The organism is Facklamia sp. P12937 (genome assembly GCF_050409505.1).
Classification (GTDB): domain Bacteria; phylum Bacillota; class Bacilli; order Lactobacillales; family Aerococcaceae; genus Facklamia.
This window is the reverse complement of record NZ_JBNUPI010000002.1, coordinates 63300-84185: the sequence shown is the minus strand read 5'-3', so window position 1 is coordinate 84185 and position 20886 is coordinate 63300. Positions and strand designations below refer to the sequence as shown.

General features: G+C 34.0%; 15 protein-coding genes and 1 pseudogene. All 16 read left to right on the top strand.

What is annotated here, in order from left to right; all coding sequences use genetic code 11:
• Positions 1-63: 63 nt before the first annotated feature.
• Complete coding sequence (locus ACQV2R_RS01200) at positions 64-2826, top strand: DNA translocase FtsK (RefSeq protein WP_428891711.1); 2763 nt, start codon at positions 64-66, stop codon at positions 2824-2826.
• A 140-nt stretch (positions 2827-2966) separates the two neighbouring features.
• A complete protein-coding gene (locus ACQV2R_RS01195; RefSeq protein ID WP_428881727.1) occupies positions 2967-4526 on the top strand; it encodes an ABC transporter ATP-binding protein in 1560 nt (519 codons plus the stop codon).
• Positions 4526-5611 carry an ABC transporter permease gene (locus ACQV2R_RS01190; protein ID WP_428873777.1) on the top strand — a complete coding sequence of 362 codons (1086 nt, stop codon included), beginning with the start codon at positions 4526-4528 and terminating at the stop codon, positions 5609-5611. Before ACQV2R_RS01195 ends, ACQV2R_RS01190 begins: the two co-directional genes overlap by 1 nt.
• The gene (locus tag ACQV2R_RS01185; RefSeq protein WP_428873775.1) at positions 5611-6567 is read left to right on the top strand and encodes an ABC transporter permease; all 957 of its coding nucleotides are present in this window, start codon (positions 5611-5613) and stop codon (positions 6565-6567) included. Before ACQV2R_RS01190 ends, ACQV2R_RS01185 begins: the two co-directional genes overlap by 1 nt.
• Positions 6568-6625: 58 nt before the next feature.
• A complete protein-coding gene (locus ACQV2R_RS01180) occupies positions 6626-7558 on the top strand; it encodes a TIGR01212 family radical SAM protein (RefSeq protein WP_428891710.1) in 933 nt (310 codons plus the stop codon).
• 292 nt (positions 7559-7850) lie between these two features.
• Entirely contained in the window at positions 7851-8702 is an 852-nt protein-coding gene (locus tag ACQV2R_RS01175; protein ID WP_428891709.1) for a MerR family transcriptional regulator, read from the top strand.
• A 252-nt stretch (positions 8703-8954) separates the two neighbouring features.
• Entirely contained in the window at positions 8955-9401 is a 447-nt protein-coding gene (locus tag ACQV2R_RS01170) for an ATP-binding cassette domain-containing protein (protein WP_428873837.1), read from the top strand.
• Between the two features lie 168 nt (positions 9402-9569).
• Positions 9570-10364, top strand: a complete 795-nt coding sequence (locus tag ACQV2R_RS01165; protein ID WP_428884928.1) for a DUF2785 domain-containing protein — start codon at positions 9570-9572, stop codon at positions 10362-10364.
• Positions 10365-12325: 1961 nt separating this feature from the next.
• Entirely contained in the window at positions 12326-12976 is a 651-nt protein-coding gene (locus ACQV2R_RS01160) for a response regulator transcription factor (protein WP_428891708.1), read from the top strand.
• Positions 12977-13837, top strand: a complete 861-nt coding sequence (locus ACQV2R_RS01155; protein WP_428891707.1) for a sensor histidine kinase — start codon at positions 12977-12979, stop codon at positions 13835-13837.
• A 50-nt stretch (positions 13838-13887) separates the two neighbouring features.
• Positions 13888-14568: an ABC transporter ATP-binding protein gene (locus ACQV2R_RS01150; RefSeq protein ID WP_428891706.1), complete on the top strand. Its 681-nt coding sequence runs from the start codon at positions 13888-13890 to the stop codon at positions 14566-14568.
• Complete coding sequence (locus tag ACQV2R_RS01145) at positions 14561-16993, top strand: FtsX-like permease family protein (protein WP_428891705.1); 2433 nt, start codon at positions 14561-14563, stop codon at positions 16991-16993. The genes ACQV2R_RS01150 and ACQV2R_RS01145 overlap by 8 nt, the downstream gene beginning before the upstream one ends.
• A 301-nt stretch (positions 16994-17294) precedes the next feature.
• Positions 17295-17927, top strand: a complete 633-nt coding sequence (locus tag ACQV2R_RS01140; protein ID WP_428875818.1) for a TVP38/TMEM64 family protein — start codon at positions 17295-17297, stop codon at positions 17925-17927.
• 125 nt (positions 17928-18052) lie between these two features.
• A pseudogene (locus ACQV2R_RS01135) lies at positions 18053-18828 on the top strand (alpha/beta fold hydrolase).
• 207 nt (positions 18829-19035) lie between these two features.
• Positions 19036-19236: a hypothetical protein gene (locus tag ACQV2R_RS01130; RefSeq protein ID WP_428891704.1), complete on the top strand. Its 201-nt coding sequence runs from the start codon at positions 19036-19038 to the stop codon at positions 19234-19236.
• A 529-nt stretch (positions 19237-19765) separates the two neighbouring features.
• A complete protein-coding gene (locus ACQV2R_RS01125) occupies positions 19766-20719 on the top strand; it encodes a 3-hydroxyacyl-CoA dehydrogenase family protein (protein WP_428891703.1) in 954 nt (317 codons plus the stop codon).
• Positions 20720-20886 lie beyond the last annotated feature (167 nt).

Sequence of the window (20886 nt, the reverse complement as noted above, 5' to 3'; positions counted from 1 at the left end):
ATATCATTTATCATAAATGATATAATAACCCATGCACGAGAGTTCTGAAAGGATGTGATGTGAATGGCTCAAAAGAAAAAACAATCCAAGCGTCAGAGTCAATCACCCAATCAAATGAAGTACCAATCAATCTACTTATTTTTAGGTATATTAATTACTTTCTTAAGTTTAGTCGCTATTTTCAATTGGGGCATTATGGGTTTAATGCTAACTAATGGTTTTCGTTTAATGGTAGGTGAAAGTTACGGACTTCTCTTATATACCAGTTTATTCTTAGGTTCCATGATGATGCTAAAAGGAAGAGTAATTAATGTACCTTTGAGACCACTCTTAGGTGGTTTTTTAATTATAATCGCATTAGCAGGGTCTTTACACTTTATTGAGTATTACGATTACTTACAAAATAATACTCAGCAGTCGGCGTTTGAGCATGCATTTCGAATCTACCGTAAGGAATTATTATCTCAACAAAGTATTTCTAGCTTAGGGGGTGGATTGGTCGGAGCAGGTCTTTATGTCAGTATCGGATATTTATTTGGTAAATGGGGATCTTATCTCTTCTTCTTTGTTAGTTTCTTTATCGGCTTAATTTTTCTTTTAGATCGCCCTTTAATTACCGGTTGGCAAGCCATTCAGCAATTATTTAGCCAAATGACTAATCTTTTTAAAGAACTTTTTCCTGATTTTTCAGAACTTAAAGAGGTTTACCAAGATAAAGGTGATGATCTTAACGATGAACGAAACATCATCGCTGCTAGTCCATTGGAAGAAAATCCTGATGAGGTTATGAATATTGAAGGCAACGAACTTAATGAATCAAAGCAAGAAAAGCAAAATGTATTTACAACACTATTTAGTCGTTTCTATTCCTTCTTTATGAAAACAGAAGAAACACAAAGTCTTCCTCCAAAGGATGTTTCATTTAACAATCGAACAGCTTATATGCCAACCTTCGAAAGAGAAGACCAACCCGCTTTTAACCCCACCACAGAATATGAATTTAAGCCTTATCGTCAAGAAGATTATCAGCAAAAATCTTTAAACTCCAAACGTTTATCCCAAGAAGAAGGACGTGTCTTGGATTTAGACTTCTTTGATCAGATGCACGATCAAGAAATAGCGCATTCTCAAGCTGATAGTCAATCGATTGATTCAATGACAAAAGAGCAGCTGAATCCTTTACCAACGAAGGAAGTAGAAAGCCTAGAAGAAATTGAAACAGCCATAGCACAAGACGAAATGGCTGATGAGGCACTTTCTAAACAAACGCCTAATAAAGCAGATGTCTTAGCTACTGCTAGTCATTGGCAAGACGCTAGTAATCAAAGGCAAGCTCTAACTGACGATGACTTAGATCAGGTTTTAAGTAAGGAAGAACTACAAAAGCAAACCAAAACCAAACAAAAGAAATCTAAAACCTATCAGTTCCCTGGGAAAAAGCTACTAAAAAAATTACCAGTAGTCGACCAGTCGGAAGAATATCAACGTATTAATGACAATATAAAAAAATTAGAATTGACTTTTGAAAGTTTTGGGGTCGATGCCAAGATAGTGAAGGCCAATTTGGGTCCTTCAGTCACTAAATATGAAATTGAACCTGCTGTGGGAGTTAAGGTAAGTAAGATTGTGTCCTTATCTGATGACATTGCTTTGGCACTAGCAGCACGTGATATTCGAATGGAAGCCCCTATACCCGGCAAATCGCTAATAGGAATTGAAGTTCCAAATACCCAAGTCAGCCCAGTCGCCTTTAGTGAAATTGTCGATGCGGGCTTGGAATCTGATAAACTCTTAGAAGTGCCTTTAGGACGAGATATTTCAGGTTCAGTTTGTCTGGCTGACTTAACCAAGATGCCCCATTTATTAATTGCTGGAGCAACAGGTTCAGGTAAGTCGGTTGGTGTGAATGTAATTATTTGTTCTATTTTAATGAAGGCAAAACCTGAAGACATTAAATTTTTAATGATTGACCCGAAAAAGGTCGAATTAACCCTCTACAACGACTTACCCCACCAGTTATCACCGGTGGTTACCAATCCACGCAAGGCAGCTAGAGCTTTAAATAATGTGGTAGAAGAAATGGAAAGACGCTATGAACTATTTGCTACAAGCGGGGTGAGAAATATTGATGGCTATAACGAACAAGTGGAGAGTTGGAACAAAGAAGAAGGAACTGGCTACGAGAAATTACCGAAGATAGTCGTTATCATTGATGAGTTAGCAGACCTCATGATGGTGGCCTCTAATGATGTTGAAAATGCCATTATCCGTTTAGCTCAAATGGCGAGGGCAGCCGGTATCCATATGATTATAGCGACGCAAAGACCTTCGGTTGATGTTATTACTGGAATTATTAAGGCCAATATTCCTTCTCGTTTAGCCTTTGCTGTTTCTTCTGGAACAGATTCACGCACAATTCTAGATTCGGTCGGTGCTGAGAAATTACTGGGTCGTGGTGACATGCTCTTCCAACCCATGGGCAAGAATAAACCGATCCGAGTTCAAGGAGCTTATATATCTGATGAAGAGGTAGAGCGCATTACTGACTTCATCAAGCAACAAAGACAAGCCGATTATGATGATAATATTGTCGTCAGTGAAGACAGTGTCTTAAACTCAGAAGCCTCTGATGATGAATATTATATTGAAGCAGTGGAGTTGATTAAGGAACAGGATACTATCTCTATTTCACAACTCCAACGCAAATTTAGAATTGGTTATAATCGTGCAGCCCGTATGATTGATGACCTAGAAGCACAAGGTTTAGTTTCCGCACAAGATGGGAGTAAGCCAAGGCAAGTCTTAATTGAATCAAATGAAGATTAATTTTTAGACCAAGGATGATTAAAATAGTTTTAAAAAAACATGGTCTATTAAAATAAATTTGTTACTGAAATTTATGCTATTATCCGATATAATATGAGGGACTATGAACATTAGCAATGGAGAAAGGAGTTTCGATCAACATGGATCATGCTGTTATCGAAATGCGAGATATTTCCAAGAAGTTTGGCGATTTTTTTGCAAATAAAAAGATTAATTTAGAACTTAAAAAAGGAGAAATTCATGCCTTACTTGGTGAGAACGGGGCAGGCAAATCAACTTTAATGAATATCTTATCCGGTTTACTAGAACCTAGCTCCGGTCAGATTTATATGAACGGTAAGGCTGTGACAATCGGATCTCCAAAAAGAGCAGTCGAGTTAGGAATCGGCATGGTGCACCAGCATTTTATGTTGATTCAAGCCTTCACCGTAGTTGAAAACATTATTCTAGGTGAAGAACCGACCAAGGGACTGGTGGTGGATAAGGCTCAAGCACGCGAAAAAATTGTTGAGCTTTCTAAAAAATATGGTTTGTCAGTAGACCCTGATGCTAAGATTGAAGATATTTCAGTGGGTATGCAACAACGAGTGGAAATTCTAAAGACCCTTTACCGTGGTGCAGATATTTTAATTTTTGATGAGCCGACGGCTTCTTTAACACCGCAAGAGATTGACGAGCTAATGGAAACAATGCATAAATTGTCTAATGAAGGCAAGTCTATAATTATTATTACGCACAAGTTAAAAGAGATTAAGCAAGTGGCTGACCGTTGTACTGTTATTCGCCGAGGAGAGTCAATTCAAACCGTTGATGTGGCTGAAACTTCAACGGTGGATTTAGCGAATATGATGGTAGGAAGAAACGTTAACTTTAAAACCGAAAAGAAATTAGCACACCCGACCGATGTAGCTTTGTCAGTTCAAAATATCCATATTGAAGATCATCGAGGCATCGTAGCTGTAGACAAGCTCTCATTTGAAGTGAAACACGGTGAAATTGTTGGGATTGCAGGGATAGATGGTAATGGGCAATCTGAATTAGTTCTGTCCATCACTGGTTTAATCCCACCTAACTCAGGTGAGATTTACTTAAATGGTGAGAATATTACCCACTATACAACGCGTCAAATTGCGCAAAAAGGTCTGGCTCATATTCCTGAAGACCGTCACAAATACGGTTTAATTCTCGATCGAAAATTAGAAGACAATATTGTATTGAAAGATTATTATCATTCGCCCTTTTCAAAGTCTAATTTCTTGAACTTTAAAGAAATAGAAAAGCGGGCAAAAGAACTAATTAAAAAATATGATGTCCGAACGGTCTCCGAAAAGGTCAATGCCCGTTCGCTTTCAGGAGGAAATCAACAAAAAGCGATTATTGCGCGTGAATTGGAGATGCATCCCGATATTTTAATTGCAGCGAATCCTACACGTGGGTTGGATGTAGGGGCTATTGAATTTGTTCACCAAGCATTAATCAATGAACGTGATAAAAACAAGGCAGTTCTGCTAATGAGTTTTGAGTTGGATGAAATAATGAACTTATCTGACCGTATATTAGTTATGTTTGATGGTAAGATTGTAGCCGATATCCCGGCTGCTGAAACTAATGAAGAAGAATTAGGTTTATTAATGGCCGGGACGCCTTTTGAAGAAGTAATGGCTAATCGTAATAAGAAAGAAGGGAGTGAAGGTAACTAATGTCAAGATTAACTAAAATATTTACTTCCGTAGCCTCGGTCATTATTGGTTTGGTTTTTGGAGCCCTTTTAATGTTGGCCTTTGGTTATGATCCAGTGACAGGTTACAAATTTTTAATTACAGGAGCTTTTGGTAATCCGTTTTCCATCGGTCAAACCTTCCGAGCAGCAGCTCCTTTAATTTTTACTGGACTGGGTTTTGCGGTGGCTTATACGGCTGGATCGTTTAATATTGGTCTTTCGGGTCAAGCCCTATGGGGTTGGTTTGTATCCGTAGGGGTGGCCTTGATGATGCCCGAATCACCTGCTTGGCTAGTCATTCCTTTGGCTATTATCGCCGGAGCATTAGCCGGAGCCTTGTGGGCAGCTATCGCCGGCGTTTTAAAAGCCTATTTTGGCACCAGCGAAGTCATCGTAACCATCATGTTAAATTATATCTCTATTTATTTTGTCGATTATTTAATTCGCTATGTCTTAACCGATCGAGCAGATAGAACGCCTTCAATTGGTCAAAATGCCAGCCTAAGAATGGAATGGCTCAGTCAATTAACTAAAAACTCCACCCTACATGGTGGGATTTTCCTAGCAGTGATTGCTGCGGTAATCATTGGCATCTTAATGTCACGCACGACGACTGGTTTTGAATTAACCTCAGTGGGTCTCAACCGTTATGCTTCTAAATATGCCGGAATGTCTGACAAGAAAAACATTGTGCTTGCCATGCTCATCTCTGGTGCCTTAGCTGGTTTAGGGGGCGTAATGAATGGCTTGGGTGAATTTGGATTCATTAACCTTCAAAATGGTGTGGCACCGGCTATTGGTTTTAACGGAATGGCTGTCGCTTTACTAGGAATTAATAATCCAATCGGTATTATCTTCTCAGCTATTCTCTTTGGTGCTTTAGAAACAGGGGCATCGACCATGGCGCTATTTGCTAAAATTCCTTCCGAAATCGTAGATATTGTCATGGGGATAATTATTTTCTTTATTGGAGCGAACTTTATTATTACTTATTTTAAAGATAAATTATTCCCACAAAAACAAAGTATAGCCACTAAAGCTAATTCAGAAGGAGGCGAAGTCTAATGTCAGTTAATCTGCTAACACTTATCGTTTCTTCAACCCTTGTTTATTCAGCTCCTCTAATTTTTACAGCCATTGGTGGTGTTTTTTCAGAACGTTCTGGGGTTGTTAACGTGGGGCTAGAAGGAATCATGGTTATTGGTGCCTTAGCTTCAGTTGTTTTTAACTTAAATTTTGCGGATCAATTTGGCGATCTGACCCCTTGGTTGGCCTTGATAGCAGGAGGTCTGGCAGGTATCCTCCTTTCAGCTATCCATGCATTGGCCACTGTCCATTTAAGATCTGACCATATCATTTCAGGAACCGTTATCAACTTGATCGCGCCAGCTTTGGGTGTCTTTCTAGTTAGAGTATTATTTGATGGTAAAGGTGAAACACCTTCCATTAGAGAGTCCTTTGGTTATGCGACTTTCCCCATTTTATCGGATATTCCTTTTATTGGACCGATTTTCTTTAAAGCTACTTCAGCCCCCGCTTATGCTGGTATTTTACTAGCGGGTATCGCTTGGTTCGTTTTATTCAAAACACCTTTTGGCTTAAGGTTACGCTCAGTCGGCGAACACCCTCAAGCAGCGGACACACTAGGTGTCAATGTTTATGGCATGAAGTATGCTGGTGTTTTACTTTCAGGCTTTTTTGGTGGTTTAGGTGGGGGTGTTCTAGCGAATACCATTACCTTGAACTTCTCACTTTCGACGGTTGCCGGGCAAGGGTTTATGGCGATGGCGGCCATGATTTTCGGTAAATATAATCCGCTTGGCGCAATGGGAGCGGCTATTTTCTTCGGCTTTGCCCAATCCCTAGCAGTTTTAGGGTCACGTATTCCTTATATTGAGAGTATTCCATCTGTTTACTTACAGATTGCACCTTACTTAGTGACAATTATTGTCCTGGTCGGAGTGGTTGGTCAGTCCAGAGGGCCTGCAGCTAACGGAATTACTTATGTCAAATCGAAATAAAATACTTAGACTGATCATGAATTCATCATGACAGTCTTTTTTAAATGAAAAGTTAGGAATGAAAAAGATGAATGGAAATAATAAACGTTATCAAACGTGGAATAAGCATTTAAAGGATCATTTTGGCGAAAAGGTCTTTAAAGTCTCACTGGACGGTGGCTTTACTTGTCCTAATCGTGATGGTACAGTTGCCTTTGGCGGTTGTACTTTTTGTTCGGAATCTGGTTCGGGCGACTTTGCTCAAAGTCGGTTGGACCCGCTACCTATTCAATTAGGAAAAGGGATCCAGCAAATGCACAAAAAATGGCCTAAAGTTCAAAAATACATCGCTTATTTTCAAAACTTTACCAATACGCATGCACCCCTACATGTTTTAAAAGCGCGGTTTGAACAAGTCATTCATGAAGAGGGTGTGGTAGGCATAATGATAGCGACGCGTCCAGATTGCTTGCCTGATGATGTGGTTGAATACTTGGCAGAATTGAATCAAAAGTATTATATGTGGGTAGAATTAGGACTGCAAACTGTTCATGACCAGACCAGCGTCCATATAAATAGGGGACACGATTACCAATGCTACTTAGATGGTGTTGCCAAGTTGAGAAAACATCATATTCCTGTGTGTACCCATTTAATTAATGGTTTGCCTGGTGAAGACTACGCCATGATGATGGAGAGTTTGAAACGAGTAGTAAAAGAATCAGATATTCAAGGCTTAAAGCTTCATCTCTTGTATTTGATGGAAGGCACTAAAATGGTCCAAGATTATCAGACGGGGCGATTAAAATTTATGACACAGGAGGAATATGTGCAATTAATCTGTGACCAATTGGAGTATGTCCCTCAGGATATTATTATTCACCGATTAACCGGCGATGCACCGCGTGAGCGATTGATTGGACCTCAATGGTCACTGAAGAAGTGGGAGGTCTTAAACGCTATTGATCAAGAGCTTGAAAGAAGAGGATCCTATCAGGGGATGCGAAGTTAATCCATTAAAATAAGGCACTATGGGGTTAGATAGTGAACTTTATGGTACTTTATTTTTAAAAGATTTGATAACCAGCTTTTTGAAAAAGAACAAGAGAAAATAACCTCTTTTTATTCAAAGTATCGATCATTGCATCACTATTTTATTTCTAATAATAAAAGAATAAGGACTGAAAAAACTATCAGAACTTCTAATTAAAAAAACTACAGATCTCTTATTTCAAATTATTAAATATCTCTTGACCTGTCCCTTAGGGGGGCTGATATATTTGATTTAAAAGGAGGTATGTACTATGTTGATGAATGAAGTGAGAGAAAAAACAGGTCTAACACGTAAAGCCATAGAATATTATGAAGAAAAAGGATTTATTAGTCCAGAAAGAGAGTCGAATAATTACAGGATTTACACTGATGAGGAGGTTGCTATACTGAAGAAAATATCTATTTATAGAAAATTAGGTTGCTCAATAGAGGAAATTGAAGGTATTTTACAAGAACCCAATAAGTCATCGTTAGCCACTATCATTCGAGATAGAGAAATAAAATCACAATTAGATAACAGAAAAGTTGAAATATTGAAACTACTCCTTGAGGGATTAGATATAAACACTGTAAAAGAACAATTGATTTTAATCGATCAACAGGAATCGATTTATTCTAAGTTAGTAAGAGCATTTCCTGGATATATTGGTCAAATTTTCTTTTTATCATACAAAGCTTTTTTAACAGATACGTTGAAAGAGGATAAGATAAAATATTATGAAGACTATATTGAATTTTTAGATACTATGCCTGACTTTGAGTTAGATGAAGATGAGAAGATAGCAATAGACCAAGCATCAAAAACCATTTCACTAACAAACATTGAAGAGGTAAATGAGGAAAAAACAAAGGCTATTTATAATGCAGACGAATGGTTAGAGGAAAACAAAGAAATGTTAGAAAGATATCAGTCTTTTAAGGAAAGTAGTGTTTATCTAAATAACCCAATATATCGTATTCAAGAAAAAATGAAGAAGCATATGCAAGATTCAGGTTATTATGAAAAAGCTATTCCTTTGATGAAAAAGTTTAGTCCAGCATATAATGATTATTATGAAGAGTTATTAGCAGCAAATCAAAAGTTGATAGATAAAAACATATAAACTCAAGTAGGGTAATTATCGTAAAAGGACGATAGAAATTAAAATCTATCGTCTTCTTTGTACCAAAAATCAGAAAGGAAAGATGGATAGGATAAGAAGCCCTACTTGATAAGCAAGGTAAAAACATAATAAAACACATGGCGATTGGAAATGAATGAATCCATTCGCTTTTTTTAAGACATGAAATTAAAAAAAGACATGAAGTATTTAATAGTTGGAGAGAGTGGAAAAGGAAAGTCCACTTGACTCAATATACTATTTGGTAATCTCCAACCTTTGGACGGAAAAATATTGATTGATAATAGAGAATTGTCTTATCGTCAATTAAGAGAAATTATTTTTTATAATAGTCAGTTTTCTAATGTTTTTTCGGATAATTATGCTAATAATGTCACACTATTTGATAGTTTTACAATAAAAGAAGAAATTAGTTTACCTGAAAAGCACAAAAATAAAATTTTAAAGAGTGATAATTGTAGTCAACTTAGCGGTGGACAGAAACAAATGATCAAATTGCAAAGAGCTATACTTTCTCAAATGCCTATTTTATTAATGGATGAACCATTTTCCGCGATGAATTCTGAACTCGAAATCGATCTCACTAAAAAATTAGTGCAATTAGATAAAACAATCATATTAGTCAGTCATAATACGAATCCTGATTACTTAAATCTATTTGATGAAGTTATTTATTTATAAAATGGGAAGACGAGTTAAAGAGTTACATTTACCTGGGGTAGAATACATAAGTTTTGAGAATTGAGATTGTTTCCTTCTAAAAATTTAGTGTGTCTTTATAAAATCTAATTCATTTAAACTTTACCTCTACAAAATATAAGGAGTATAGCTTATAAAAGGAGATCAGTAATGCAAGAACAGTTATTAGAGAAGATGAAGTTTAATTCACAAAACTATAATTTGGATGAAATAAAATGGTTAATTAATAATAGAGGTCATCCTAACTCAGAAATTAGAGATAAATTAATCTATAGGACTTTTGTCAGAGGAATGGCAAAAGAATTATTTTCAATAGATCAAGTTAGGTATATGATTGACCAATTGTTAGAGAAAGATTTTATTTTATTTGAAATTGATAAAAAAGGGGAAGCTACTTTAAAACGCTCTTTTTCCTTATTACTTCTCTCCTTAATTGTTACATACGACAATGAAAAAGGCTCAATATACTATAAACTTTTAGACAAAGAAGCGTTTAAAAAAATTGAAAATGATACCTTGACTTACTTTTACAAAGAGTTGGATTTTTCGGGATATGCTGATTGTTTTGGGTGGGTTCACACCTTTGCACATGCTGCAGATTTAATGGTTGCAATCGTTAAACACCCCTTATTTAATAAAACGAATCTGGAAGCTATCTGGAAAGCGATTATGAACTACTTTAGAAAGATAGAAATAAAACCGGTAGATGATGAAGAGGACCGTCTAGTCTATATTATTAAAGAATTATTTGTTCATAACATTTTACACGAGGATAAATTCAAAGTGTGGATTAATCGAGAAAATTTTCCGCGAAGAAATAATAAAGAATATTACCAATGGTCGGCATTTCGTTCATTTTGTATGGCAATATATATTGAATTAGATCAGTTAGGTCTTGCTAGTGATGATCTAAAAAAACGTTTGTATGATCCTATAAACAGGTAATCCGATTTAATAGTTAAAAATCTAAAATGAGTGACTGACTTAGCTGAATGATGAAATATTGCCATTAATCAAGAAATAGAGAAATGAATTTATACTTTCGAATTTATCATTTGCGATGTTAGTATTTAAAATTTTTTTGGTTAGGGATTTCTCGATTGTTTAGCTTTACTAATTTATGGATCATTTAAAGTTGATTTTTTCTCACTTCTATAAGTCAAACTTAAAAAAGTCTAGGAAGGAATTACCCTCCTATTTTTGTTATCAAAATCATCAATGTCTATATTCGAAAAAGAAGTTATCGATAATTTTAAGCAAGATAATTATCTTAATTACGATATCTCTGTAAAAATAAATTCAGATCAAGCTTTTTTTAACCAATCGGAATTACTGCCTTTTTAACGATTACTCATATGATACAAATTCTAATTGAAAATTAAAATTCTTATTATAAAATTCATATAAATAATTTATTTTGGAGGTAATGTATAGCTTTTCCATATATATTAGTAGGCTTATTTTATGTAAGTCTGATTTTAGGAATATTAGATTTATCAGATAACAAAAAACAACAAAAAAGATGCAAAGACAGATCAATGCTTTATGTAGACTGACAGGTCATAATGAATTAGATACGACAGTTTTATCTGAAGAAAATAAAAAATAAAAAATGAAAATGACATTTATCTTATTATTTATAAAAACAGAAGATTCATAAATCTTGATATTGGGGAATTTTTCTAATAGTTAAGATTTAATCGTTTTAGATTTTTCAATAAAATCTTTTTTTTGAAAGGGTTAATCTAATATCTTCTGCCATACAATTAAAAGTTAATAAATATCTCTCAACTTAAGAGAGAGTAAATTTTTGATCTGCAGAAATTAAAGGGAAAATTTTATCAACGTTTGCAACGAGTAATTGTTCATCAGAGTTATAAGAAAAGTTTTTTTGATAGAGCTAATAGCTCTATTTATTTAAGAAGACCTTTTGCATAATTTTTTTAAATATACCTTTTTTCTTTTACAGCAATTCGAATATAATCGTCAACATCATATTCTTCATTTGAATCGTTGTTGTCTGCTATAAAGATTTCTCCAAATTGATTGATAAGGATAAAGGAATTGTCCTATCTTTCTATAATGCGATAAATTTTACTAGAATCTTCAATATTATATGCTTTAGTATATTCTAATATTCCATAAGTTAACTCAACCATATTTAGTAATTCCTTTCCTAAAGTTATTATTTTATCTAGTAATTGTTTTAATGTTAATTCTTTGTCTATGAGTTACCATAGATAGAGTCAAATTAATTGTACAACCTATACCATAAAATGGTAATTGTTAGACCAGTATTTCATCTCTTAGCTCATCATATCCACGCATTTTTGATGAGCAATCGATTGTGTTGATACTATTGATTCCTTGCATTGTACCGTTCAGCTAAAATGCCAGGGAAGCAACCGCAGGACGTTATTTTTGTCGAGATACGTGGGTCTTTGTCATCAACCTCCTGATTTTAATTTATTTTAAAAAGGAATTGTGTTTCACTGTCGTAAGAATTTCTATTAATATCTTCTTTTCCACGATTATTTGTAATTAGGAATGCAGTTATTATAAGAAGATCATAATATATTTAATTGATAAATTGTACCTACTTCCTCTATATACGATTACGATTGGAGATTTTTTATAAATGATATTAAACCTTCGATTTAATTAGAGTTGAACACACTTCATACAAATATTCAAAAAGTTAGTTACTTCTATAATTTTACTAAAGATATACTTAAATAACTGAAGGAGCAGATTATGTTGAGAATTGAAAGGATTTCTATCTTATAATTCCCTCAAAAGTTAGATCCAAATCTAATTTTTGAGGGTTATTTCATTCTAAAAAGATAGGGTGTCTTTATGATTTATAATTTGTATAATTATTTATGAAAAGATGGGGGGATTTAGCAGTGAATAAAGTCTTGATTATTGAAGACAATATAGAAATAGCAAATCAAATTCAAAATTATCTACTGAGCCATGACTATCTTGCAGACATCGCTCATTCCTATTATGAAGCTTTGGAAAAAATAAATATTACTTATGATGTTGCTTTATTAGATATCAATTTACCAGACAAAGAGGGGCATCATTTAGTTGAACAGTTAAAAGTTAAAGATATTCGTGTCATTATTACAAGTGTGAAGAATGATGAGGATTTTATTATACGATTGTTAGATAGTGGGGCGGATGATTACTTGATTAAGCCTTTTTCTTTGGCCATACTTCGGGCAAGACTGGATGCCGTTTTAAGAACGATTCCTTTGACCGAAAGTAAAACTTTAGCATACAAAGACATTGAAATTGACCTTACAAGATCGCAAGTTCATTATCATCACCAGTCCGTTAATCTAACAGCGCTTGAATACGAGATTCTTCTATTGTTTTTGAAAAATCCACACAGGGTTTATACAAGAAGTCATCTGATGCAAATGTTTTGGGAGGATAGGGATAAATACGTTAATGACAATACATTGACATCGACCATTAAGAGAATCAGAGAAAAGCTTGATAAGGATGTAATTACTACAATTAGAGGCATAGGATATAGGATGGATTAAATGATATATATACTTTGGATATTCAGTCTACTAGGCTTATATTACTGGCTTGAATATAGAAAGAAGCAAAGAATCAATGAATTGCTTCAATTAATCGAAAATATGAACAAAAAAAATTATACCATGCCTATGAAGCAAGATGATTTTTCGATGTTAGAAGATGGTCTATACAAATTATTTATTGCTTTAGTAGAAGCTCGGGAACAGACTGTCGATAACGCTCAAAGGCAGATAGAATACCTTGAAGATATTGCCCATCAAATTAAAACACCTATAACAAGTATGCAGTTTTCTTTGGAAACCATAGAAGTCCAAGAAGCCAGTAAGTCGGAACTTTTAATTTTAAAAAGACAATTGTTAAGACTCAATACACTTTCAGATATTTTATTAAAGCTTTCGAGTCTGGATGCAAAAGAAGACCTCATGAAAAAAGAAAGGATAAATTTAGCAGAATTAGTGGAATATGCTTCAGAAACAGTTGATTTTAGAAGGAATGTTCATTTTGAAGTGAGTGATTCTCTCGAAACTCTCTTTATAGAGGGTGATTTTTACTGGCTGGCTGAAGCAGTGACGAATATTTTAAAAAATGCCTATAATCGTCCCCTATGTAATCATATAAAGATTGATTCAAGGAGAAATCCTTTATTTACCTCGCTTACTATTCAAGATAATGGCGGTGGGATAGCTAGAGAGAACTTGAAAAAAATCTTTAGAAGATTTTATAAGACCCCTGATTCCAATGGGTTTGGAATTGGATTGGCCATGGCTAAGAGTATCGTTGAAAAGAATAAAGGAGAAATAAATGTCTCAAATGTTGAGAATGGGGCAAAATTTGAAATTAAATTCTATAATGTCACCTAATTATCACATTGCCAGACTATTATTAATTTACTAACTAATAGGAGGCTATTATGGAGATCTTAAAAGTAGAAAACTTGAAAAAAGAATACGGAAATGGAGATAATCTTGTTCAAGCTTTAAAAGGGGTCAATCTAACCATTGACAAAGGAGAATTTGTGGCGATAGTTGGTCCTAGTGGTTCAGGCAAGTCTACTTTACTCCATATTGTGGGTGGCGTCGATTTTCCAAGTGAGGGCAAAGTTTATATAGAGGGAAATGATATCGCTAATTACAGCGCGAAAGAATTAGCCTTGTTCAGACGGAGAAAAGTTGGTTTAATCTATCAGTTTTATAATCTCATACCCAATATTTCAGTCAGACATAATATAGAACTCCCCTTAAAATTAGACGGAAAAGCAATTGACAAGGGGGGGGTTAAGGATATAGTTCAAAAATTGGGGATTGAAAATAAGTTAGACAGTTTCCCTAGTGAGCTCTCAGGTGGCCAGCAACAAAGAGTGGCTATTGCTAGAAGCTTAATTTATAAACCTTCGATTATACTTGCAGATGAACCAACAGGTAATTTAGACCGTAAAAATTCGCAAGAGATTATCGATATTTTAAAATTCTTTAACAAAAGTTTAAAACAAACGATCATAGTCATTACCCATGATGAGGAAATCGCTCTTCAAACCAATAGAGTGATTACAGTTGTCGATGGTAAAATTGAGGGGGATGAGCGCAATGAATAAAAGAAATTTCCCTATTTTTATTTCGCTGTTTATTGTGAGTCTATTTTTTTCGGTGGTCATCTATTATGGCTACAACAATCTCTTAATTCATTATAAGTCTACTATGGCTCAGAATTACGCCGATGCTGTGATTAAACAAGAATTAAACAGTCAAGAAATTAAGCAACTTCAATCGATAGAAACAGTAAAATTAGCTGGTGGAACATCAGTTCAACCAGATTCAGGCTTATATGAAAAGGATATTTTAGCTATCAATTATCAAGATGAATCAATCAATCAAATGCGAAGCTATTCAGAGATGATTGAAGGACACTTTCCTGAAAATGATTCACAAATAGTCCTTTCCAAATCCTTTATTGATAAGCATCAGCTTAAATTAGGGAATAGACTATCAATTAAACTGGGTAGTCGAGTGGTTAATCAAAAAGAAGTAGGTCCGTTAAGTACGGTAACTAATGAAGAAACATTTAATGTAATAAATACTAAAGAGTATGAAATCGTAGGTGTTTATGAAGATGTCTATAATAAATATAGTAAAATTACCCATGCATTGACCTATGCCATTAGTGATCAACCACTGCAAGCTTCAATTAAATTTGATTCTTTTGAAGAGGCTTATAAAAATAGAGAGACTCTACAAGAACAAATGAGTCAAACATTAGATCGCACTCTAGATTTAGTGTTTAATGAAAGACTGATTGCATATTTCGGGGTTGAAAATGATCCGATACAACAATTTATGTCAAAAGCTATGATCATTTTTTCCTTAATTGTCTGTTTAGCTCTATTTATCTTTTTCATCAAAAATATATTCTGGGTATGGGGACTTAGAAAAATAAAAGAGCTTTCAGTGTATAAGTCGATTGGAACTACCAATTTACAAATATATAAGCTGTTAGTGAAGGAAGCTATTTGGCTATCTATCATCCCAATTTTAATTGGGCATTTCCTGGGATTTGCAATCTTATCTGATTTATTTATTAATATTCAAAAAGCACAAGAAGTGACAAAAATAGAATTAATCCAAATTAATCCTCTTTTAAGTCTGGTCATCTTATTGATTACTTTTTCAGTGGTCTTATTTGCAGTCATAACTCCAACAAGAAAAATCACTCAAATCAGTATTATTGACGGAATAAAGGGTAATATTAGCTTGGGTAAAACAAGTAAAAAAAAAGCTGATAATCTTTGGCAAGAGCTAAGATTGAATAACCTAGCAAGTATAAAATCGCAGACATATATTTCAGCTATAGGTATTATAATCATTTCTTTATTCCTTTTGGTTGTGTCAATTTCGCGTTATTATACTAATTTTGGCTACTTTGATGAAGGGTATAATATTATCGTTGATTATTATAGTAAAGATAATGAAATTCCTGTAGTCTTAAAAGATATCTTAAAAGAAATACCGCATAATAAAGGGTATATTTCGAAAGCGAAGTACTTATCTATTGAAAATAATTTAGCCTTATCCAACCAGGCAGAGGAAGTTGGTTTAGGCAAAAAACTAAAACAAGAACTAGAAAAAATGGACTCAGATTATCTTGAAGGCTTCTTGATTGCTTTAGAAGAAAAAGATTTAAAAAAGATGGGAGGAGAGAAGGGGCAATTCATTTTAGACAATCGGGTTCAAGAGGATCCTCAAACACCAATTGCCAAGGCAAAAAAAATCCCTTATTTCAAAAATGTTGAAAAAATGGATATATTCATTGGTGAAAACTATCGGTCAAAAATTAAAATCGCTACTACCATTAATGATCCTGGTATGTATGAGTCGCGGACGCTACCCTTTCAAGTTAAGCTTTATACTGATTTTGCTAATTATCATCGCTTGATGGAGGATGCTAATTCGGAAGTCGCTCGCTATCCCTATAAATTAAAAATAAATGTCGCTGAAGCAGAAGTGAATGATGTGAAGCATTATATTGAAGCGAAGATTAATCAGCAGGTAGCTTATGATGACCAATACGAGATAATCTCAGGAGAAGAAGTCAAAAAAAATCGAGTTCAAAGTCTAAACTCCTTAATAAAAATTATTGTGGCGATAGGTTTGATTATATTTATCTTAAATTTAACCAATGGCTATTCATCCATTAATATGAGTTTAATGAATAGGAAAAAAGAAATTGGCATGCTTTATTCTTGTGGAATGGATTCAAAAGAATTAAAAAAACTCTATCTAAAGGAATTTTTCTTCGAACAAATAAAATCGTTTATGCTTTCAATTTTTGTGACGCTTGGCGTTATGATTAGTATTTCATTGTTATCCTCCACTCTAAGTCTGGGGGTTCTGATTAATAACTATTACTATTTACTATTTTTAGGATTTTCTTTGGTTATCTATCTAATTAATATACTTATCTATTACCTCTCATTAAAAAGAATTTTAGATAGACCCATTATTGATTTAATTAGAACGATCTAAGTTTAACATTATAAAGATGTGCTAGACATCCGCATGGTTTTCTAGCACATCTTTTATTTTGTCTAAGAAGAGGGTAAAAAAACTGGAATAATAAAGGTTTAAAGAAGAAAAGTTTTCCGTAGAAATTGAGAAATTAACCTATTTTAATTAATTTTAAGTCTTTTAATTAAATTCAAATCTCCCTAAATAATTTAAGCGAATACAAACATTATCACTTTCTTATCACATTAGGACTCTATACTAGGTTTAAGTAATCAGTTGGATCATATAATAATTATAGATGAAATGGGGTTTATTATTTATGCTAGAGTTAGATTTACGCTCACGGGTAAAAAAGTATCGGAAAATAGTTCAGATAATAACCCTTGTCGGTTTAATTCTTTCAATGATTATTATTTATTTTATTTCTTGTGGCACGTATTTTAAGCCTGAAAATAAAGGTGGAATGTTTACCGTTCACCTCCGTCAATTAGGTTTTTGGGGGCCGCTCTTCTTCATTGGAGTACAAATTTTTCAAGTAGTTATTCCCATCATACCAGGTGGGATGACTTCAGTAGCAGGAAATTTTGTCTTTGGAACTTTAATTGGTTTTATTTATAATTATATAGGGATTACCATTGGATCGATTATTGCTTTCTTTCTGGCACGTAAGTACGGAAAATTTTTTATACTCTGCTTTATTTCGGAAAAGTGTTATAAGAGATATATGGCTTGGACATCAAATGTTAATCGTTTTGCTTGGATATTAGGAACATTATTCTTCTTACCAGCCGCGCCTGATGATATTCTATGTATGATTGCTGGGCTGACTTCTTTGTCTTTTAAAAAGTTTATTTTAATTTTTATCCCAACAAAAGCTGTTTCTACTTTTGTGTTTACTTGGCTAATACAAGAAGGAATTTTATATTCTATCGATTGGCTGACACACTTATAAAATTATATTAATTAAAACGGTAGAAGGAGAAAATAAGGTGAAAGTTTCTACTAATTTATTAAGATTTAGTTTAAAATCTAAATGATATACTTCCTACAAAATAGAAGTAAAGAGGGTACTGAAATATGAAATTTCATGAATTTGGCGATCGAAAGTGTCCACATATATTATTGGTGCATGGTGGAGGTAATTCTTGGTGGAATTATCTTCGCCAAGCGCGTATGTTATCCGAAAACTACCATGTCATTTTACCAACACTTGATGGTCATGGAGAAGAATATCAGAAAGATTATATCTCGACTGAAAATTCTGCACAGCAAATTATGGATTATATAAGAAATAATTGTGATGGAGAATTGTATGCTGTAGGTGGTGTTTCTTTGGGTGGGCAAATTGTTATGGAGTTATTATCATTAGACAATGAAATAGCACAGAAAGCAATCATAGATGGAAGTCTTTGCATTCCTCAGCCAAAATTAGCAAGAGTTAGTACGATAATTGTAAAACTTTTTGGTAAACTTATGTTTAGTAAATTAGCTAGTAAAGTTCAACTTAGTTTAATGAAAAAAATGTATCCAAATATGGCTTACCCAGCAGAACTAGAAAACTATTATATGGTAGATATGCCAAGACTTCCCATGAAAACATTAATCACAATGTACCAAACATATATGGGAGGATATAAGCTAAAAAGGTCTATTATAGATAGTAAAGCACAGGTTTTATATATTTATGGTGAAAAAGAAATGCGCTGTGTCAAGGAATCAGCGAAGCTATTTCGAAAAATGCATCCTAATTGTACTCTATATGAAGCCAAAGGTATAGTCATGGCTACCTATCGGCATATCTTCCTCTAGAGTGGATGGATCTGGTTCAACCATTTTTAGAAAATAATGTTTAATTTAGGAGAGAGATAAAATTCTTTAACAAATCCCTATTTGTAGAATAAACAAATTCACAGACAAAGCTAAAGAGATAGCAATATCGTCTTTTTAACCTAATTAAAAAATAAAAAACGGATGAAATAAGAATTCCATTAATTAGTTAAAAACTTCAATTATTAAACCTAATCGGGGCATTTTTCGAACAGATTTCAGATTATTCAAGAATGAAAGGTTCTCTAAGCAAAATTGTTCATATTTTGGAACAAAAAACAGAAGATCATCTAAAAGACAAGACATATTTATCAAGTCCGATCGAATTAGAAGATGTCCACTTTAGTTACAAAGATTATTCGATCATTAACGGAGTGACTCTAAAAATCAAGCCAGGTCAACAATTAGCCATTGTGGGTCCATATAATAGTTAAAAAATTACTCCACTACCTATCACATAGTCGAAAAACGATGAGTATGTTAATGTTCTCTTGAAGTAGGATACAAGTGGATGAATAAGAAGGAAAAATGGATACAATAGATTTTTTTAACCTTTTTGATCTTCAACAGAGTGCCTCCTTATAATTTAAATGGTCATTAAAAATAAAGATAGTTTATATGGATTGTAATTGACAGTAAAAATGCTTTCAAATCACCCTTAAAAGACTGGGTGTTTTAAATGGTATGATATTAAAAAACAACGAATTCAGAATTCTTGAAAAAGTTCTATTTTTATTCTAAGATAAATTTGTTAACGAAGACCAATAAATTGAATGTGTATAGATTGACAGTTCGTTGCTTTAATGAATTGGTTTAGGAAGGGGGCTTCAAGAAAAGTATAGGAGATAACTAATGACATTCAATGGGGTTGTTCGTTAAAACGATATGGAACATAGTCTTGTTTATAACTAGTTAATGAAATCAGTTATAGGGTTGGTTTTTGTATTTAAAGGAGCGTTTTATATGGATAAAAAGATTACCGTTATTGCTGGTGGTGTGATAGGTAGTTCTTTCCCCATTGTTTTTGCTATTGGAGGATATAATGTAGTTTCTTATAACAAATGGGAAGAAGAAGAGGAAAAAGTAAAAAAATATATTGATAATGCTTTAAATACCCTAGTTACTCAAAATGTTTTTACATCAGAAGAAAGAGATAGAATTTTAAGCAGAATCTCTTATACAGGAAACTTAGAAGAAGCGCTAGCAGATGTTAATTATGTTCAAGAGTGTTTACCTGAAGATTATGAAATAAAACAAGGATTTATTAAAGACTTTGAAAAATATGCACCAGAAAAAGCAGTAATGGGTTCTTCAACCTCTGGCTTGCTTATTTCAGAAATTGCTAAATTTGCTGAAAAACCCGATCGAATTATCGGAGCACACCCTTATAATCCCCCGCACTTGATTCCGCTAATTGAATTGGCTAAAGGCAAAAAATCGAGTGATCAGGCGATTGAAGTGGCTAAAGAAATCTTTAAGTCTTCTAATAAAGAACCGATTGTATTGAATAAAGAATTAAAAGGTTTTGTTTCTAACAGAATTCAAGCGGCTGTTTTTAGAGAGCTTATCTCGATGGTCTTAGACGGTGCAGTATCGATGGAAGATGCTGATAAGGCAGTTACCTTTGGACCAGGCATTCGTTGGGGAATTATGGGACCGGGTCTTGTCTTTGAACTAGGCGGAGGAGAAGGTGGAATTGAAGCTGTCCTCAAACATATCGGTCCATCGTTAGAAAGCTGGTTAGAAGACCTTGCTACATGGACTGAAATTCCCGAAGAAGCCAAGGAGAAAATTCCGAAAATGGTCGCAGAATCGCTTAAAAACAGACCAAAAGAAATTGGAAATGATCGGGAATCCTTATTAAAATATAGGGATGAAATGTTGCTAGATATCCTTAAACTCCATGATAAATTTTAATAGATCGTCTCGACTGTATAAGAAATCCCCCTTCATCCTAAACGGATGCGGGGGCTTTTTCTGTGGGGAGAGAGTAGGTTCATTGCAAAAGTGAGTGTTCGCAGCACTTGAGAAGCGGTTACTATTTTAGATGGAATGAGAGAGTGAATGAGCGCATTGTACACAAA

Bases quoted from the DNA above. Each gene is read 5' to 3' on its own strand.
- ACQV2R_RS01145 (WP_428891705.1), top strand. From the start codon at position 14,561: ATGAATAAAAGAAATTTCCCTATTTTTATTTCGCTGTTTATTGTGAGT.
- ACQV2R_RS01150 (WP_428891706.1), top strand. From the start codon at position 13,888: ATGGAGATCTTAAAAGTAGAAAACTTGAAAAAAGAATACGGAAATGGA.
- ACQV2R_RS01130 (WP_428891704.1), top strand. From the start codon at position 19,036: ATGAAAGGTTCTCTAAGCAAAATTGTTCATATTTTGGAACAAAAAACA.
- ACQV2R_RS01155 (WP_428891707.1), top strand. From the start codon at position 12,977: ATGATATATATACTTTGGATATTCAGTCTACTAGGCTTATATTACTGG.
- ACQV2R_RS01180 (WP_428891710.1), top strand. From the start codon at position 6,626: ATGAAAAAGATGAATGGAAATAATAAACGTTATCAAACGTGGAATAAG.
- ACQV2R_RS01165 (WP_428884928.1), top strand. From the start codon at position 9,570: ATGCAAGAACAGTTATTAGAGAAGATGAAGTTTAATTCACAAAACTAT.
- ACQV2R_RS01190 (WP_428873777.1), top strand. From the start codon at position 4,526: ATGTCAAGATTAACTAAAATATTTACTTCCGTAGCCTCGGTCATTATT.
- ACQV2R_RS01140 (WP_428875818.1), top strand. From the start codon at position 17,295: ATGCTAGAGTTAGATTTACGCTCACGGGTAAAAAAGTATCGGAAAATA.
- ACQV2R_RS01195 (WP_428881727.1), top strand. From the start codon at position 2,967: ATGGATCATGCTGTTATCGAAATGCGAGATATTTCCAAGAAGTTTGGC.
- ACQV2R_RS01200 (WP_428891711.1), top strand. From the start codon at position 64: ATGGCTCAAAAGAAAAAACAATCCAAGCGTCAGAGTCAATCACCCAAT.
- ACQV2R_RS01125 (WP_428891703.1), top strand. From the start codon at position 19,766: ATGGATAAAAAGATTACCGTTATTGCTGGTGGTGTGATAGGTAGTTCT.
- ACQV2R_RS01185 (WP_428873775.1), top strand. From the start codon at position 5,611: ATGTCAGTTAATCTGCTAACACTTATCGTTTCTTCAACCCTTGTTTAT.
- ACQV2R_RS01175 (WP_428891709.1), top strand. From the start codon at position 7,851: ATGTTGATGAATGAAGTGAGAGAAAAAACAGGTCTAACACGTAAAGCC.